At 65.1% G+C, this 15,283-nt stretch carries 13 protein-coding genes; 8 read left to right on the top strand and 5 right to left on the bottom strand.

The window, feature by feature from the left end:
* The 3 genes from CHB86_RS15675 (at position 1) to CHB86_RS15665 (ending at position 4,250) form a co-directional block, all read left to right on the top strand.
* Positions 1–516, top strand: coding sequence for a TrmO family methyltransferase domain-containing protein (locus tag CHB86_RS15675; RefSeq protein WP_089234027.1), 516 nt, complete (start codon positions 1–3; stop codon positions 514–516).
* An 855-nt stretch (positions 517–1,371) separates the two neighbouring features.
* Entirely contained in the window at positions 1,372–3,519 is a 2,148-nt protein-coding gene (locus CHB86_RS25240; protein ID WP_176442900.1) for a Hint domain-containing protein, read from the top strand.
* A gap of 401 nt (positions 3,520–3,920) precedes the next feature.
* Positions 3,921–4,250, top strand: coding sequence for a Hint domain-containing protein (locus CHB86_RS15665; protein ID WP_089234026.1), 330 nt, complete (start codon positions 3,921–3,923; stop codon positions 4,248–4,250).
* A 7-nt stretch (positions 4,251–4,257) separates the two neighbouring features.
* Here CHB86_RS15665 and CHB86_RS15660 read toward each other — a convergent pair whose 3' ends face one another.
* Positions 4,258–6,672 carry a GcvT family protein gene (locus tag CHB86_RS15660; RefSeq protein WP_089234025.1) on the bottom strand — a complete coding sequence of 805 codons (2,415 nt, stop codon included), beginning with the start codon at positions 6,670–6,672 and terminating at the stop codon, positions 4,258–4,260.
* A 264-nt stretch (positions 6,673–6,936) separates the two neighbouring features.
* Positions 6,937–7,728: an enoyl-CoA hydratase gene (locus tag CHB86_RS15655; RefSeq protein ID WP_089234024.1), complete on the bottom strand. Its 792-nt coding sequence runs from the start codon at positions 7,726–7,728 to the stop codon at positions 6,937–6,939.
* A gap of 58 nt (positions 7,729–7,786) precedes the next feature.
* On the opposite strand from CHB86_RS15655, the gene CHB86_RS15650 reads away from it, so the two are divergent.
* From CHB86_RS15650 to rpsI, 3 genes are all read left to right on the top strand, one after another.
* Complete coding sequence (locus CHB86_RS15650; RefSeq protein WP_089234023.1) at positions 7,787–8,209, top strand: PaaI family thioesterase; 423 nt, start codon at positions 7,787–7,789, stop codon at positions 8,207–8,209.
* A 190-nt stretch (positions 8,210–8,399) separates the two neighbouring features.
* The gene (gene rplM / locus CHB86_RS15645) at positions 8,400–8,858 is read left to right on the top strand and encodes a 50S ribosomal protein L13 (RefSeq protein ID WP_089234022.1); all 459 of its coding nucleotides are present in this window, start codon (positions 8,400–8,402) and stop codon (positions 8,856–8,858) included.
* Positions 8,859–8,863: 5 nt separating this feature from the next.
* A complete protein-coding gene (rpsI, locus tag CHB86_RS15640) occupies positions 8,864–9,352 on the top strand; it encodes a 30S ribosomal protein S9 (RefSeq protein WP_089234021.1) in 489 nt (162 codons plus the stop codon).
* Positions 9,353–9,445: 93 nt separating this feature from the next.
* Here rpsI and CHB86_RS15635 read toward each other — a convergent pair whose 3' ends face one another.
* Positions 9,446–11,260, bottom strand: coding sequence for an extracellular solute-binding protein (locus tag CHB86_RS15635; protein ID WP_089234020.1), 1,815 nt, complete (start codon positions 11,258–11,260; stop codon positions 9,446–9,448).
* A gap of 346 nt (positions 11,261–11,606) precedes the next feature.
* Here CHB86_RS15635 and CHB86_RS15630 point away from each other — a divergent pair, with 346 nt between their 5' ends.
* Both CHB86_RS15630 and CHB86_RS15625 read left to right on the top strand, forming a co-directional pair.
* On the top strand, positions 11,607–12,380 hold the full coding sequence (locus CHB86_RS15630; RefSeq protein WP_089234019.1) for a 3-hydroxybutyrate dehydrogenase: 774 nt from the start codon (positions 11,607–11,609) through the stop codon (positions 12,378–12,380).
* A 59-nt stretch (positions 12,381–12,439) separates the two neighbouring features.
* Positions 12,440–13,483, top strand: a complete 1,044-nt coding sequence (locus CHB86_RS15625; protein ID WP_089234018.1) for a patatin-like phospholipase family protein — start codon at positions 12,440–12,442, stop codon at positions 13,481–13,483.
* A 7-nt stretch (positions 13,484–13,490) separates the two neighbouring features.
* On the opposite strand, the gene CHB86_RS15620 is transcribed toward CHB86_RS15625, so the two are convergent.
* Positions 13,491–14,282, bottom strand: a complete 792-nt coding sequence (locus CHB86_RS15620; protein ID WP_089234017.1) for a DUF502 domain-containing protein — start codon at positions 14,280–14,282, stop codon at positions 13,491–13,493.
* Between the two features lie 86 nt (positions 14,283–14,368).
* On the bottom strand, positions 14,369–15,283 hold the full coding sequence (locus CHB86_RS15615) for a pseudouridine-5'-phosphate glycosidase (protein WP_089234016.1): 915 nt from the start codon (positions 15,281–15,283) through the stop codon (positions 14,369–14,371).

Below are 15,283 nucleotides of genomic sequence, written 5' to 3'. Positions count from 1 at the left end.
ATGTCCGACCGTGACGACTACACCCCCGTGATCCGCCCGGGCGAGCGGCTGCTGGCCCGCGATCCGGCTGCGGCCGACGACGCCCGGATCTGCTTCATTGGCGAGATCCGCACGCCGTGGGGGCCGAAAGAGTGCCCGCGCAACATCGGCTCGGCGCGCCAGAGCGGGCAGGGCGCGCGGATCGAGCTGATCGAGGGGATGGGCGAAGGGCTTGAGGGATTGGTGCCCGGGCAGCCACTGGTGGTGCTTTACTGGATGGACCGCGCGCGGCGCGACCTGATCCTCCAGGCGCCGCGTCATACCGAGGCGCCGCGCGGCACCTTCGCTCTGCGCTCGCCCAATCGACCGAACCCGGTGGCGATGTCCGTGGTGCGCATCGTCTCGATCGATGCCGGGACCGGGGTAATCGAGATCGACGCGCTCGATTGTTTCGACCGGACCCCGGTGGTCGATCTCAAGCCCTGGCACGCGAGCATCGACTCACCGGCGGAGGCGCCGCCGGGACGCGAGTCCTGACCGCTGGGACGAATCGCCTCATCGTCTCGACTCCCTTCGTTTTTCAAACAATTTCGATGAAACGAGCCTGATTGATGCGCGTTCGCAGCGTCTCGACTTCGCCGCATTTCTGCCCAGTTTGTTAATTTCGCGGACGCCCTGGCGGCCGAAACGCCTCCGGCTTTGTCGCTGCGGCGGAAACGACCATTCGCTCCGGGTGTGGCGCCGGCCGTTGCGTCACGTCGTGAGTTCATTGATTCAGAAGGGGCAAATGCGGGTGCGTCGGCCCTGGGATAGCCTCCGTGCCTTGGGAAATGGGAAACAATCTGCACCGGTTTGCCACCTTGTCAGCCGCCGCCTTAACCATGTGGCCACCGCGACGGAACACTTCGTTGCCACTTTTCGGACAATTTTCACTTCCTTGCTGCGGTTGCGAAGCGGTAAACTGATCCTGCCCGATGTGAGGGCGTTGTTGTGTAGGCCATGGGGGTGGCCGCGCAAGCTTCCGTAGCGCTGCCGTTATGGAACATGGGAAAGGGTGGAGCGCCTGCCGAAGGCACGGGCTCCGCGGTGCGAAAGGCGGGAGACCGGGTGTGCTTGCCGGTTTTTCGCGGTGGGTGCGTGTGTTTGCCGGTCTTTTCTCATGTTCTCGGAGATCTGGAAGTGTGTCGCGGCCCGAGCGTGCCGGGTGAGCGCCGTGGTCAGGGATGTTGAACGTGCGAATGCGAGTGGAACGCCTTATGGCAAGTGCTGAAGAAACCAACCTCATGGCGTCCGGGGCTCCCCGGAATGCCGCCTCCGATCTCCGGAGCGCGTCGCTGCTGGCCGCCGCACGGGCGCCGGCACGCTTCGGCGTGACCGGATAAGGGGGCGGTCATGGCGGATGTTCTTCTCGACTTCAACGCGCTGTCGGCTGGCGATCTGCTTTCGGACCAGTATTCCGACCAGGGCGTGCGGATCTTTTCCCTGAATTCCCATAATCCCGCGATGATCTTCGACACCGCCCGTCCGACCGGCGGCGACTGGGATCTCAAGACCTCGAACATGTCGAAGGTGCTGATCCTGTCGGAAGACGGCGACCAGAGCGATCCCGACGACAATGCCAGCGGCGGCACGCTCGTTTTCGAATTCGAGAGCGCTGCCAGTGTCGACAGCCTGCGCGTGCTCGACACCGAGGAAGGCGGCTATATCAAGTGCTTCGACGCCGAAGGTGACCTGATCAAGAAGGTCTGGATCCCGGAGATCTGCAACAACGAGCAGGCCACCGTGGAGATCGACGCCGAGGGCGTCTATCGGATGGAGGTCACGGTCTGCGGCTCGGCGGCGATAGACGATGTGAAATACTCGATCGACCTGGACGGCGACGATTGCGATGCGCCCAACGGCATCGTCGAGGGCACCGATGGCGACGACCTGATCGACGAGAACTACACCGGCGACCCGCAGGGCGACATGATCGACGCGGGCGATGCGATCCTGCCGGGGCAGGGGCCGGATGACGATATCGTCTATGCCGGCGGCGGCGACGACACCGTGCACGGCGGCAAGGGCGACGACACGATCTACGGTGACCGCAGCCTGGAATACGGGCCGGCGAAGATCACCATCACCGACACCGATGCCAGCTTCACCAACAAGCTTTTTGCCTACACGATCGACCCCGAGACGGGCGACGTCAGCAACCTGGTCATCCTGAGCGAGAACACCAAGGCTGATGTCGGGAAGACCTTTACCTACAACGTCGATCCCTGCGGGATCATGGGGATCGGGATCATCAGCCCGCAGGGCACCTTCGTGTCCTCCGCCTATGGCGAGAACGTCGATCTCAACCCCGACGGCAAGGTGCACACCAAGGGACTGGGCGAATACCCGGACGGCTCGGTCAAGCTCGGCTTCGAAGACCTGCTCTGCCTCGGCGACAAGGATTTCAACGACGTCGTCGTCAAGGTCGACCTCGGCACCTCCGGCGCCACCCTGGACAACAAGCATTACGACTACACGTCCAGCGGCCCGGCCATCGACGATTCCGCCACCGGCGACGACACGCTCTACGGCGACGAGGGCAACGACACCCTCTATGGCCAGAAGGGCAACGACACGCTGATCGGCGGCGAAGGGCGCGACACCTCCTACGGCGGGGACGGCGACGACACGATCATCGGCGACGGCGACCTGCCCGGCGGTGGCGATCCGGACATCATGTATGGCGGCGACGACCGCGATACGTTCAGCAAGATCAGCATCGGCGACAAGATTTTCGGCGGCGATGGCGGCATCGATTGCGACACGCTCGACCTGCGCGGCAGCGGACCGATCCGTGTCACCGACCTGGTCACCGACAGCGACGGCAACGGCTTTGACGGCACGGTGGAGTTCCTCGACAAACCGGGCGGCCATGTCATCGGCACGGCCCATTTCGAGAACATCGAGAAGATCATCCCGTGCTTTACCCCCGGCACCCTGATCGCGACACCCAATGGTGAACGGCCGGTGGAAGAGCTGACGGTCGGCGACAAGGTGATCACCCGCGACAACGGCATCCAGGAGATCCGCTGGTACGGTCAGAAGCTGATCGACTACGAGCAGCTTTCCGAGGAGCGGCACCTGCAGCCGATCCTGATCCGCAAGGGCGCCTTTGCCGACGGGCTGCCGGAGCGCGACATGATCGTCTCTCCGAACCACCGGATGCTCGTGGCAAACGACCTGACGGCGCTCTATTTCGAGGAGCACGAGGTGCTGGTCGCGGCCAAGCACCTGATCAACAACCGCAGCGTCCACCGGCTGCAGATGCTGCAGACGACCTACATCCATTTCATGTTCGACCAGCACGAGGTGGTGCTGGCGAACGGTGCCTGGACCGAGAGTTTCCAGCCCGGCGATCACTCGCTGCGCGGTCTGGGCAATGCGCAACGCAACGAGCTCTTCACGGTGTTTCCGGAGCTCCAGACGTACAAGGGGCAGCGAAAGTATTCCGCCGCCCGCAGAACCCTGAAGGAGCACGAGGCCGTGCTTCTCGGGAGGTAGAATTAGCGAGTGCCTGGGTTAGATCCTGACGAGTGAAAGAGGTGTGTCAATTTGAGCGACAGATTGGGATGCGAGTGATTTCAGAGTGATCTGAGTTGGTGAACAAGCGAGTGCTGGTCGCGTAACGAGTGCATGACTACCGGTAACGAGTTCGCTCTCGAGCCATTGGGGGCTTGGTTGGGGGTGGAAATGGGGCGGGGGAGCTTTTGCTCCCCCGTCTCTGTTTTTGAGCGGTCTTGAAGCGCCTGCAGCTGCGGGGACTTCTGAAGGGTGCCCGAAAAGACTCACATCCCGCGGAATTCCGACCTTCCGACCTGCGCGATGTAGCCCGATTCGAATCGGGCAAGCTATTGTGTCTGCATAACAATCGCTCGCCAGTGGATGCGGGCGGAGAGGCAGGCATGAAGAAGACGACATCGGTGGGCGCGAAGCCCGCACAGGAGCGGAGTCCGTTGCAGCGGGTTCTGAAATTCGCAAGGGGCGAGGCCGTCCGGACGGCTGCGGGTCTGCGTTCCGCCGTGCGCCTGAGGCCGGGGGACCGCCTCGAGACCGGCACGCAGAGAGTGCTTTGGGTCGCGGTGGGACAGCAGGTGCAGGTGTTCACCGGTGCGGAGCCGGCGCGGATCGCAACGGATCTCCCGCGCCTTGGCCGCGTATCCCCGGAGACCGGCAAGCTCGAATTCCGCCGGCCAGTATCCTCCGCACCCAGCGCGCCCACCCGACTGCACTGATACGCGCTCAGCCGCGCATGCGCGCGCCGTCGGGATCGAAGAGCGGTTCGGTGTAAAGCCGCGCCGGTCGCCGCGCGCCGAGGATCTCGATCTCCACCTCCAGCCCGTCGCGGATCCGCTCGGTCGGCAGGAAGCCGATGGCAACGGATTTCTCCGCGTAATGCGAGTAGCCGCCCGAGGTGCAGAACCCGACGACCGCGCCGTCGAGCCAGATCGGCTCGTAGGCCGCCACGTCCGCATCCTCGGCATCGACGATGAAGGTGCAGAGCCGCCGAGCCGGCCCTTCGCGCCGGGTCTGTTCCGCGGCGTGCCGGCCGATGAACGGCGCTGTCTTCTGCCAGGCGATGAAACGGTCGAGCCCGGTCTCGGCGGGCATGTAGTCCGGCGAATATTCCCGCAGCCACCCGCCAAAACCCTTGTCGAGCCGCAGCGACATCATCGCCCGCATCCCGAACGGGCGCAGCCCGAGGTCCGTGCCCGCCGCCGACAGGACATGCCACAGGTTGCGCTGGCTCATCGGGTCGACAAAGATCTCGTAGCCGAGATCCCCGGTATAGCTCACGCGCTGCACGATGGCGTCGGCCATGCCCACCGTCATCCGCTTCACGTCCAGGAACCGGAAGGCCTCGGCGCCCACATCCGCCCGCGTGACCCGCGCCAGCAGCTCCCGCGCCTTCGGGCCGGCGATCTGAAACCCGGTGCGCAGGTCGGAGACATTGCGGACCGTCACGCCGTCCGCTGCATTCTGCTCGAACCAGCGCAGGTGGAAATCCTGGCTGCCGTAGGAGGCGGTGAGCTGGAACTCCTCCGCGCCGAGGCATGAGATGGTGAAATCGCCGATCAGCCGTCCGGACGGCGCCAGCATCGGCGACAGCGCCAGCCGGCCCGGCGCCGGGATGCGCCCGGCCATGATCCGGTCGAGCCAGTCCCGCGCCCCCGGGCCGGTGACGGAGAACTTGCCGAAGTTGTGGATCTCGTTGATCCCGACAGCGTCGCGCACCGCGCGCACCTCGGCCCGCACGGGCTCCCAGGCATTGGAACGGCGGAATGTCGGCTCCTCGTAGGGCGTCGCCCCCTCGGGCGCAAAGTAGTTCACCACCTCCAGCCCGTATTGCTGGCCGAAGACCGCGTTCATGCCCTTCCAGATGTCGTACATCGGCGTGGTGCGGAAGGGGCGCGCGGCCGGCAGTTCCTGGTTCGGGAAGGAGACGGAAAACCGGTTCTGGTAGTTCTCGACCACCTTCGGCACGGTGTAGCCCGGTGTCGTCCACTTGCCGAAGCGTGCCACGTCCAGCGCAAAGCTGTTCTGCGCCGGCTCTCCGTGAATCATCCATTGCGCCAGCGTCAGCCCGACGCCGCCGCCCTGGCTGAACCCGGCCATCACCGCGCAGGCCGACCAGTAGTTCCTGAGCCCCGGCACCGGCCCGACCAGCGGGTTGCCATCCGGCGCAAAGGTGAAGGGCCCGTGGATCACCGATTTCACCCCCGCCGTCTCCAGCACCGGAACGCGGGCATAGGCAAAGGTGATCGAATCCTCGATCTTCTCGAACTGGTCGTTCAGCAATTCGTGGCCAAACTCCCAGGGGGTGCCGTCGATCGACCAGGCCTCGCAGGGCTTCTCGTAGAACCCGATGCAGAGCCCGCGCCCCTCCTGCCGCATGTAGCTCTCGCCGCCGGGGTCGATGATATGCGGGAACTCGCCGTCCCGGTTGTAGATCTCGGGGATGTCGTCGGTCACGATGTACTGGTGCGCCATCGGCAGCAGGGGCAGGTAGACGCCTGCCATCGCGCCGACCTCCCGCGCCCAGAGCCCGCCTGCGTTCACCACGTGCTCGGCGTGGATCGTGCCCTTGTCGGTCACCACCTCCCATGTCCCGTCCGGGCGGGGATTGGTCTCGCGCACCATGCAATGCGTCACGATCTCGGCCCCCGCCATCCGCGCGGCCTTCGCATAGGCATGGGTTGTGCCCGAGGGGTCCAGATGCCCGTCGAGCGGGTCATAGAGCCCGCCGAGGATACCGTCGACATTCACCAGCTCGGCCATCGCCTTGATCTCGGAGGGCGAGAGGATCTCGGTGTCGAGCCCCATGTACCGGTGCTTGGCCCGCTCCGCCTTCAGCATGTCGAACCGCTCCGGCGTGTCCGCGAGGGTGATCCCGCCCACATGGTGCAGCCCGCAGGACATGCCGGTGATCGCTTCCAGCTCCTTGTAGAGCCCGATCGTGTACCCCTGCAGCGCCGCCATGTTGGTGTCGCCGTTGAGCGTGTGAAACCCGCCCGCCGCATGCCAGGTGGAGCCGCTGGTCAGCTCGGATCGCTCCACCAGCATGACGTCGCTCCAGCCGAGCTTGGTCAGGTGGTAAAGCACGGAGCAGCCGACGACACCGCCGCCAATGACACAGACTTGCGTGGTGGTTTTCATGCGCGGCCTCCGGCTGTTGTTGTCCGAGCCTCGCCAGCGCCCCGCCGACGGGCTTGGTCAAAGACGACAGGGAATGTCGGAAACGGCGCCCTTAGGGTCAAACCGGGGCTGTGCGGCCCGATCGATCTCCTGGCGCAAATACCCCCGCCGGAGGCGCGATCTTTCGGCAGAAAGATCGTGTCGCGCGCGGAACGCGCGCCCGGCCCAACGGGAGAAGGCGCGGCGCAAGCCGCGTCGACGACCGGCGGGAGAGGTCGCCCTCTGCTACTCCGCCCAGTCGGGCTTGCGCTTCTCGATGAAGGCTGCAATGCCCTCGTCGGTGTCGCGCCACAGCATGTTCTCCGTCATCACCGCCGCAGCGTGGGCATAGGCGTCCTCGATCTGCATCTCGATCTGCTCGTAAAAGGCCCGTTTGCCGATCCGCACCGCCGCCTCAAGCTTGGCGGCCAGATGGTCGGCCAACTCCCGCGTCTGCGTTTGCAAGTGTTCCGCCGGTACCACACGGTTCACCAGACCGATGGCCTCCGCCTCCGCCGCGTCGACGAAATGCCCGGTGCTGAGCATCTCGAAGGCCTTCTTGCGCGGCACGACGCGGCTCAGCGCCACCATGGGCGTCGAGCAGAACAACCCGATGTTGACCCCGTTCACGCCAAACCGCGTGCCCTCCGCCGCCACCGCCATGTCGCAGGATGCGACGAGCTGGCAGCCGGCGGCGGTGGCGATGCCATGCGCCTCCGCGATCACCGGTTGCGGCAGGCGCTGGATGGCCAGCATCACGTCTGCGCAGCGCCGGAACAGGTCCGCGAAATAGGCGGCCCCCCGGTCCTCCGTCTGCCGGCCCGCCTGCATCTCCTTGAGGTCATGCCCGGCGCAAAACACCTTGCCCGCGCCGCGAAGGATCACCACCCGGACCTTTCGATCTTCGGCCAGCGTGTCGAGTTCTTCCGACAGGCGGGCGAGCATTGCATCGGAAAGCGCATTCAGTGCCGCGGGGCGGTTCAGTGTCAGTTCCGCAACGTAACCGCGGTCCTCCCGCAACAGGATCTCGTCCGTCATGCCATCCTCCCATAGCCTGCCGGCAGAGTAACGCGGCCGACGGGGAGGGGAAGGGCGTATGTCACTGGCGATGAATGCGGAGGAACTGGAAGCGTTCCTGGCGCGGGAGTTCCCGCAGGTGGTCAATGATTTCCGGGTCGAGCGCCTCTCGGCGGCGGCCCTCACCGTGCGGATGGCGATCCGGGAGGTGCACCTTCGCCCGGGGGGCACCGTCTCCGGCCCGTCGATGTTCGCGCTTGCGGATGTGGCGATCTACCTCGCGGTGCTCTCCCGCATCGGCCCGGTGGCGCTGGCGGTGACCACGAACTGTTCCATCGACTTCATGCGCAAGCCCGCGGCCGGCTGTGACCTGCTGGCAGAGGCGCGCCTGCTCAAGCTCGGGCGGCAGCTCGCGGTCGGCGATGTTCTGATCTTCAGCGAGGGGCAGCCCGACCCGGTGGCCCGTGCCGGCATGACCTATGCCATCCCGCCGGCGCGCTGACCGGGGCAGAGGCGCAAATGAGCGGGAAATTGTGGGGTAAAATGATACCGTAATTTTAGAGTATTGTTATTGCTTGATTATTTCGGTGCAAATGCTCTTGACCCAATCGCGGAAATCCTTAGAACCGCTCCATCAATCGCTTCGGGCGTCCGTCATGGGCGCCCCCCGACGGATCATAAGAGCAAGAACCATGAAAACCTTTACCGCGACCCCGGCGGATATCGACAAGAAATGGATCATCATCGACGCCGAAGGCGTGGTGCTGGGCCGTCTCGCCTCGATCGTCGCCAATCGCCTGCGCGGCAAGCACAAGGCGACCTTCACCCCGCACATGGACATGGGCGACAATGTCATCGTGATCAACGCCGACAAGGTGCAGCTCACGGGCAACAAGCGCATGAAGCCGAACTACTGGCACACCGGCTACCCGGGCGGCATCAAGTCCCGCACCACCGGTCAGATCCTCGAGGGCAAGTACCCCGAGCGCGTCGTGACCCAGGCGGTCAAGCGCATGCTGCCGGGCAACCGCCTGTCGCGCCAGCAGATGACCAACCTGCGTGTCTACGCCGGCTCCGAGCATCCGCATGAGGCCCAGAAGCCCGAAGTGCTCGACGTCAAGTCCATGAACAAGAAGAACACCCGGAGCTGAGGACAATGGTCGAAGAAATCAAATCCCTCGCCGAGCTGAACGAAGTCGCCGAAGGCACCGCTCCGGTCGTCGAAGAGCTGGTCAACCGTGAGCCGGTCCGCGACGAGCTGGGCCGCTCCTATGCCACCGGCAAGCGGAAGGACGCGGTCGCCCGTGTCTGGATCAAGCCGGGCTCCGGCAAGGTCACCGTCAACGGTCGCGACATCACCGTCTACTTCGCCCGTCCGGTGCAGCAGCTGATCCTGAACCAGCCGTTCCAGATCGCTGGCGTCGAAGGCGAGTTCGACGTCGTCGCCACGGTCAAGGGCGGCGGCCTCTCCGGTCAGGCTGGCGCGGTCAAGCACGGCATCTCCAAGGCCCTGCAGCTCTACGATCCCGCCCTGCGCGCGCCGCTCAAGGCCGCGGGCTTCCTGACCCGCGACAGCCGCGTGGTGGAACGCAAGAAGTTCGGCCGCCGCAAGGCCCGCCGGAGCTTCCAGTTCTCCAAGCGCTGATCCGCGCCGGATACGACAAACGAAAAGGGCCGCGATTTCGCGGCCCTTTTTGCTGTGGAGCACCGTTCCACGGGCGCGTGCCCGGGGCGGCGTTCAGTTCTCGATCCACCAGACGTCCGGCTGAAAGCCGAGCCAGTCGCCATACATCTGCGTCTTGCCCTCGGGATATTTCAGCTCGGACTTGTAGGCGATGTAGCTGACCGGCGAGTACCAGATCGGGATCACGTAGCGCCCCGTGGTCAGCACCCGGTCGAGCGCCTTCACCGCGGCGCGGAAATCTTCCTGGTCGCTGGCGTTCAGCATCGAGTCGATGAGCGACTCCACCGCCGGGTTGTTCATGCCCATCCAGTTGCGCGTACCCGGCTCGGTGACGCCGTCCTTGCCCCAGTAGAGGATCTGTTCGTTGCCCGGGCTGAGCGACATCAGCCGGATGTAATGGGCCATGTCGAAATCGTAGGCCTGCGTGCGCTCCTTGTATTGCGCCGCGTCCACGGTCACGAGATTGGCCACCACGCCGATCCGCTTGAGTTGCTCGGCGTAGAGCTCGGCGATGTTGACGTTCTGCGTGTCGCCCGATTGCAGGAGGATGTCGAACTCCAGCGCCTTGCCGTCGGCGTTCTTCATCACCCCGTCCTGCACCGTCCAGCCGGCGTCCGAGAGGATGCCGATGGCCTTGCGGGTGTTCCGGCGATTGGCCTCGCTGCCGTCGGAGGCGGGCAGGGTATAGCCTTCGAGCGCGCCCGGCAGAAGCTGGTCGGCAAAGGGCTCCAGGTACTCTCGCACCTTGCCCTCGGCCGGCCCGTCGGACATCGCCAGCACCGAGTTGGTGAAGTAGGACGCGATCCTCGGCTCCTCGCCGCCGTTGATGGCGTTGTTGATGAACTCGAAGTTGAACGCGTGGATCAGCGCATCACGCACCCGCCAGTCGTCGAAAGGCGCGCGGCGGGTGTTCATCACGAGGCCCCGGATACCGCCCGGACGCTGGTGGGGGACCTCCGAAAGCACCACCTCTCCAGAGCGGACGGCGGGGAAGTCATAGGCCGTCCGCCACTTGGCGAGATTGCCCTCCCGGTTGAAGGAGATCTCTCCCGCGCGGAAGGCCTCGAAGGCCACGTCGGCATCGCCGAACCATTCGTAGCGGATCTCGTCGATATTGTGCTGGCCGCGGTTGAACGGCAGGTCGGCGCCCCACCAGTCCGGATCCTTCTTGAGCGTGAGGAAGCGGCCGGGCTCGTAATCCGAGATCACGTAGGGGCCGGAACCGACGGGCGGCTCGAGCGTGCTCTCGTGGAAGGCGCGGCCTTCGTATGCGGCTTTCTGGAGGATCGGGCGCAGGCCGAGGATCAGCGGCAGTTCGTTGTCCTCGGTGTTGAAGGTGAAGCGGACGGTGCGCTCTCCCACGGCCTCGGCGGTTTCGATCTTTTCCCAGCCCGCGTGGTAGCGCGGGTGGCCCAGGGTGCCGAGCGTCTCGAAGGACCAGAGCACGTCCTCGACGGTCACCGGCGAGCCGTCCGAGAAGCGGGCTTCCGGTCGCAGCGTGAATTCGACCCATTCTCGATTCAGGCCGGTCTCCACCGATTCGGCCAGCAGGCCGTAGAGGGTGAAAGGCTCGTCCCAGTTCCGGCCCATCAGGCTCTCGAAGCCGTAGACCCTGTGACCATAGACCGAGTTGCCCTTGAGGATGAAAGGATTGAGGCTGTCGAAGCCGCCCACCTCCGAAAGGACGATGCGCCCGCCCTTGGGAGCGTCCGGATTGACATAGGGCAAAGACACAAAATCCGGTGGCAGGGCGGGCTCGCCATACATAGCTATGCCATGTGCGGGCTCTGCGTTAACGAATCCTGCCGTTGTGCCCAGGCATGTGGCCAGCAGAATCGGCCGGATTCCACAGAAAAAATCGTACCCCATTTTCGCAACAATCCCTCACTGCCCTTGTTTGTTTGGCCGAGAGCGTAGTCCTGCAAGTCAAGTATTTCAAACTTTTAACTTGGACTCTGGCGGTTGTTTGCGTATAACTAAGGCACTGCTCGATAGGTTTCTTGCCTGTATGAAACCTGCCTCAATGACTTAACGCCCGCCTTGTGCGGGCGTTTTTTTCTGCCCTTTCCAGTGGCGTTCGAGCGGCAATCTTCATCGGCTGGCATTTTCGGTCGCGGGAAAGGCACAAACCGTGATCCCGAGCGCGCGTCCCGAATCCTTCATTTTGCGCGTGCAGCATGTATGTTCCCTCTGGACTGACAATGGAGGGAACGCAATGTCACTCAACGGAAAGACGGCCATTATCACCGGGTCCAATTCCGGGATCGGCCTCGGGGTCGCCTGGGAACTGGCGCGGGCCGGCGCGGACGTGGTGCTGAACTCCTTCACGGACCGCGACGAGGACCACGCGCTGGCCGAGGAGATCGCGAAAGAGACCGGCACGTCGGCGCGCTACATCAAGGCCGACATGTCGAAGGGTGACGAGTGCCGCGCGCTGGTCGAGAAGGCGGGCACCTGCGATATCCTGGTGAACAACGCTGGGATTCAGCACGTCGCCGGGATCGACGAGTTCCCGGTCGAGAAATGGGACGCGATCATCGCGATCAATCTGAGCTCGGCGTTCCACACCACGGCGGCGGCGCTGCCGGGGATGCGGAAAGCGGGCTGGGGCAGGGTGATCAACATCGCCTCCGCCCATGGTCTGACCGCCTCGCCGTACAAGTCGGCCTATGTGGCGGCCAAGCACGGCATCGTGGGCATGACCAAGGTGGTGGCGCTGGAGACGGCGCAGCAGCCGATCACCGCCAACGCGATCTGCCCGGGCTACGTACTGACCCCGCTTGTCGAGGCGCAGATCCCGGAGACGATGAAGGAATACGACATGAGCCGGGAGGACGTGATCAAGAAGGTCATGCTCGAACGGCAGCCGTCCAAGGAGTTCGCCACCGTCGAGCAGCTCGGCGGAACCTGCGTTTTCCTGTGCTCTCCGGCGGCCGACCAGATCACCGGCACGACCATCAGCGTCGACGGCGGCTGGACGGCGCTCTGAGACGTCGCGGGGGAGGCGTGGCTCCCCCGCGATACTTTCGGACAGAAGAGGGCGCGGCGATGAAACGGATCAACCTGGCTCTGCAGGGCGGCGGCGCGCATGGCGCCTTTACCTGGGGGGTGCTCGACCGTCTGCTCGACGACGAAGAGATCGAGATCGCCGCGATCTCCGGGACTTCGGCGGGTGCGCTGAACGGCGCCGCGCTGAAGGCGGGGTTGGTCGCCGACGGCAAGGGGCAGGACCGTGAGGCCGCGCGCGCCAACCTTGACTGGCTCTGGCACCAGGTGGCCGGCGTGCAGGACCTGCGCCTGACCCACTGGTTCGCGCCCTTCGCGCCGCCGAGCGAGGTCTATGCGCAAATTCTGGAGAGCTCGCCGCTCTACGGGATGGCGGATATCGCAAGCCGGGTCGTCAGCCCCTATTCCTACGGCCCGTTCTATTCCAACCCGCTGGAGCGGATCGTGGAGCGGTTCGAATACGACCGCGTCTGCGCCGACACCGGCCCGGCCTTCTTCGTGTCCGCCACCAATGTGCGCAGCGGCAAGATCCGGGTCTTCGCCGGGCAGGAGATCTCGACCGAGGCGATCCTGGCCTCAGGTTGCCTGCCGTCGCTGTTCCAGGCGGTGGAGATGGTCGATCCGCGCACCGGGGAGCTCGAGGCGTTCTGGGACGGTGGCTACACCGGCAATCCCGCGCTCTTTCCGCTGTTCCAGCCGGACTATCCCTCAGACGTGCTGATCGTGAACATCAACCCGCTCTTCCGGCCGGAAGTGCCGCGGACGGGGTCGGAAATTCACAATCGGATCAACGAGATCAGCTTCAATTCTTCGCTGCTGCGTGAATTGCGGGCGATCAACTTCGTCAAGGAGCTGATCGCGGACGGGCGGGTCGAGCGCGGGCAGATGCGCGACGTGCTGGTGCACATGATCGCCGACGACGATTTCATGCGCGACCTGTCCGTTGCAACCAAGATCGTGCCGTCTCCGGTGATCCTGTCGCGGCTGAAGGCAGCCGGGCGCGCGGCGGCGGACCGCTTTCTGGCCGAGCACAGGGACGACCTCAACGAGCGCAGCACCGTCGATCTTAAGGAGATGTTCGGCTGAGCGCGGATCAGGCGTCGAGCTTGTCGCGCTGGCGCTCGGCTTCGACGGCAAGCGGAATGCCTCCGGGCGTCGGCGGCACGTCGCCCGTCCCATTGGCATCGGTGGGATAGACCAGGCCGCCCGAGATCACCAGTTTGGCCGCATCCTCCACCGACATGTCGAGGTAGATCAGGTCTTCCTCCGGCACGAACAGCAGGAAGCCCGAGGTCGGGTTCGGCGTGGTGGGCAGAAAGACCGAGATGATCCGCCCGTCCCGCGGCACGCGGCGCGAGATCTCGCCCTTGGCGCGGGTGGAGACGAAGGCGATCGCCCAGAGGCCCTCGCGCGGGTACTGGATCATGCAGGCCTTGTCGAAATTGTTCTCGGTCTGGGCAAAGACCGTCTCGGCGATCTGTTTTACGCCGTTATAGATGGTCCGCACGATCGGCATCCGGTCGACCAGACCCTCGGCCCAGTCGATCAGCGACCGGCCGATGACGCCCTTGGCGATCCAGCCGATCACCACGGTGAAGATCAGGAAGAACACCACGCCGACACCGCGGACGTTGATCGTCGTGTCCTCGCCGAAATACTTCTTGAAATAGGTCTCCGGCTGGTAGGCGTCCGGTACGAAGGGCAGGACGAAGGCGTCGACCCAGCCGACGACCGTCCAGATCAGCCAGACCGTCAGCCCGACGGGCGCGATCACCACCAGACCGGTCAGGAAGGACGAGCGAAGATTGGCCAGCAGCCCGGGCTTGCGGCGCGGGTGGTGGATGTGGAGCTCGTGTCCGGGCTCGTTGGAATGTTGGTCGGGCATCGTGTCTCGAAAGCGCGGGGACTGACGGGAAGCTATGCAGCCGGACGCGGCCTCGCAAGTCCAACCGCATGCGAGGCGCGGTTATTTCAACGCCGAGCCGAGATTTCGGTCGCGATGGCAGCGGCCAGGCGCGCATTGTTCAGGACGAGCGCAATGTTGGCTTCCAGCGAGCGGCCCTCGGTCAGCTCGAAGATGCGCTGCAGGAGAAAAGGCGTCACATTCTTCGCGGTGATGCCCTGGGCCTCGGCGTCGGCCTGCGCCTGCGCGATCACCGGGGCCAGAACCTCGGCGGCGATCTCGTCCTCGACCGGGATCGGGTTGGTGACCAGTTGCCCGCCGGGGATGCCGAGCGCCTGCCGCATCAGGTGGGCCTCGGCGATCTCGGCGGGATCGTCCATCCGCAACGGCGCCTTGAGGCCGGAGTCGCGGGACCAGAAGGCGGGCAGGGCGTCCTGTCCGACCGAGATCACCGGCACGCCGAGGGTTTCGAGCACCTCCAGCGTTTTGGGCAGGTCGAGGATCGCCTTCGCGCCTGCGGCGACGACCGTCACCGGAGTCGCTGCCAACTCCTGAAGGTCGGCCGAGATGTCGAAGCTGAGCTCCGCGCCCTTGTGCACGCCGCCGATGCCGCCAGTGGCAAACACGTCGATCCCGGCAAGGCGGGCCGCGATCATCGTCGCAGCGACGGTCGTCGCGCCGTTGCCGCCGCGGGACAGGCAGACGGCGAGGTCGGCCCGGCTCAGCTTGGCCACATCCTTCGCCTGGGCCAGCGCTTCGAGTTGCGCCGGCTCCAGCCCGACATGCAGCTGCCCGTCGAGGATCGCGACCGTGGCCGGCACCGCGCCGGCCTCGCGCACCGTCTCCTCGACCTTGCGGGCGGTCTCGAGGTTCTGCGGCCAGGGCATGCCGTGGGTGATGATGGTGCTTTCGAGAGCCACGATGGGGCGGCCGGCGTCGGCCGCGGCCTGAACTTCAGGCGCGAGGATCAGGGGGAGGGTCAT

This window comes from Tropicimonas sediminicola, assembly GCF_900188335.1.
Lineage (GTDB): Bacteria > Pseudomonadota > Alphaproteobacteria > Rhodobacterales > Rhodobacteraceae > Tropicimonas > Tropicimonas sediminicola.
The sequence above is the reverse complement of the archived record's forward strand: the minus strand, read 5'-3'. Positions and strand labels throughout refer to the sequence as shown.